This window comes from Leyella stercorea (assembly GCF_021531655.1).
On record NZ_JADYUF010000095.1, the window covers coordinates 1 to 2,179 of the forward strand.

2 protein-coding genes and 1 pseudogene are annotated in these 2,179 nt (G+C 50.0%); 2 read left to right on the forward strand and 1 reads right to left on the reverse strand.

Going from position 1 to position 2,179, the window contains the following annotated elements:
• The first annotated feature begins 265 nt into the window (after positions 1–265).
• Together I6E49_RS14125 and I6E49_RS14130 are read left to right on the forward strand one after the other, a co-directional pair.
• A complete protein-coding gene (locus tag I6E49_RS14125) occupies positions 266–1,147 on the forward strand; it encodes a carbohydrate kinase family protein (RefSeq protein WP_235403118.1) in 882 nt (293 codons plus the stop codon).
• 242 nt (positions 1,148–1,389) lie between these two features.
• Positions 1,390–1,530 carry a hypothetical protein gene (locus I6E49_RS14130; protein ID WP_235403119.1) on the forward strand — a complete coding sequence of 47 codons (141 nt, stop codon included), beginning with the start codon at positions 1,390–1,392 and terminating at the stop codon, positions 1,528–1,530.
• 369 nt (positions 1,531–1,899) lie between these two features.
• Here I6E49_RS14130 and I6E49_RS14135 read toward each other — a convergent pair.
• A pseudogene (locus I6E49_RS14135) lies at positions 1,900–2,179 on the reverse strand (reverse transcriptase domain-containing protein); the annotation flags it as partial.

A 2,179-nucleotide genomic window follows, 5' to 3' on the forward strand; every position in this document is an offset into this window, starting at 1 on the left:
CCCCACCCCCTGCCCCTCCCCCGTAGGGAGGGGAGTAAAATGACTTGAAGATTGAGAAACGGGATTAGGACTTGGCAAGTTTTTCAAGAGGGCTTAAAAAGGCCTAGTAAGGCTTAAAGAGGCTCAATAAGGCCACAGCAGTAATGCTGCATGATTTTAATTTACTAAATACATTAATATAAAACAACCAAAAACCGACACCCATCGTCGCACATCACTACCCTCCATAGACGGAGAGGTTGTAGATAGTGCTTGGGCTATTATTATGAATACAAAATACGTAGTAGGTCTTGGTGAGGCACTCTGGGATGTGCTTCCTGAGGGAAAGAAACTTGGTGGTGCTCCTGCAAACTTCGCATTCCACGCAGGACAGTTCGGACTCAACTCCATCGCTGTGAGTGCTCTTGGCGAGGACAAGCTTGCTGAGGAGACCATCCAGCAGCTTGAGGAGAAGAAGTTGCAGTATTGCATGCCACGCGTGCCCTATCCAACTGGCACTGTTCAGGTGACACTTGACGATGAGGGCATACCCACATATGATATTAAGGAGAACGTAGCATGGGACAACATCCCATTCACCGACGAAGTTAAGGCTATTGCCGAGAACGCACGTGCCGTATGCTGGGGTTCGTTGGCTCAGCGCAACGTAGTGAGCCGTGAGTCTATCTATAAGTTCCTCGACGCAACGCCTAAGGACTGCATGAAGATTTTCGACATCAACCTGCGCCAGAACTTCTATACCAAGGAGATTATCTGCGAGAGTATGAAGCGCTGCAACGTGCTTAAGATCAACGACGAGGAATTGGTTCTCATCGGCAGAATGTTCGGCTATCCGGGTCTTGACATCGAGAACAAGTGCTGGCTGATCCTCGGCAAGTACGACCTCGACATGCTCGTGCTCACCTGCGGCACCAACGGCAGCTATGTGTTCACACCGGGCACCATGTCGTTCCAGTCCACTCCGAAGGTTGAAGTGGCTGACACAGTAGGCGCAGGCGACTCGTTCACCGGCACATTCTGCGCTTCTATCCTCGATGGTATGAGCGTTGCCGAGGCCCACAAGCGCGCCGTACACGTAAGCGCATACGTATGCACACAGAACGGTGCAATGCCCGTGTTGCCCGAAGAGGTGAAGAACGTGAAGTAAAAAGCAGTAAGCCCCAAAAGCCCACCCCCTGCCCTCCCCCGTAGGGAGGGGAGTGGTATGTAGCGGAGGTTATGGCATTCTTGCCGTAGCCTCCGCTATTGCTGTATATAGGAGAGGGTATGACGTGCTTTTAGCGAGTTAGCATAGGAGGAGAGTGTATCAAAAGTCTAAGCAGCACGCCCCGAAGGGGCAGAAGCACATAGCCCAGGGCAACGCCCTGAGGTAAAAAGCCACCAAAAACAATGCGCCCTGTAAGGGCAAAAGCGTTAATTATCAATGCTTTTGCCATTGCAGGGCGTTTTGCTATTTTCAATCCGTACACCCAAGGCGCTGCCTGTGGCTATGTGCTTATTGGGCTTTCAGCCCATATAATTGAGTTTTGACTCACCCTCGAATAATTAACCAGTAACGGAGGCAAAAGACCTTCGCTACAGTTGTTTCTGCTACTGCTGTATTTGCTTGCTCAGTCTACGGCGAGGACGCCATAGACTCCTACAGCTACGTTCTGCAATAAAGCGTAGTACAAAGTTACGTGTTACAGAGCAGTTAGACAATAAAGCGCAGAAGACAACGGTATCTACTCCCCTCCCTGCGGGGGAGGGGTCGGGGGTAGGGCTTTTTATTTTATTGCAAATCGAGTAGGAGGTAAACACTAATTATAGGTGTTTATCTCCTATTTTCGTGTCTACCGACCTCTCACACCACCGTACATGCGGTTCCGCATACGGCGGTTCCTATTTTGGGTACCATTCGAGATTTATGTTACTCAACAACGGACTTAGCGGTCCTCCTTGGGGAGTCCCTTCCTCGCTCGCTTCAAACAAACCTTTGTTCATTACACCACTTCGGAGATATTTGTGTATAAGACTGACCACTCTGCCGTCTTTAATGGTACGGCTGAGGATTTCTATGAGTTTGCTATGGTTCACGGTATCGAAGAAGCGTTCAAGGTCGAGGTCTACTACATAGGTGTAGCCCTCGTTGATTATCCTTTGCGCTCCACGCAGTGCATCATGGCATCCTCTTCTCGGT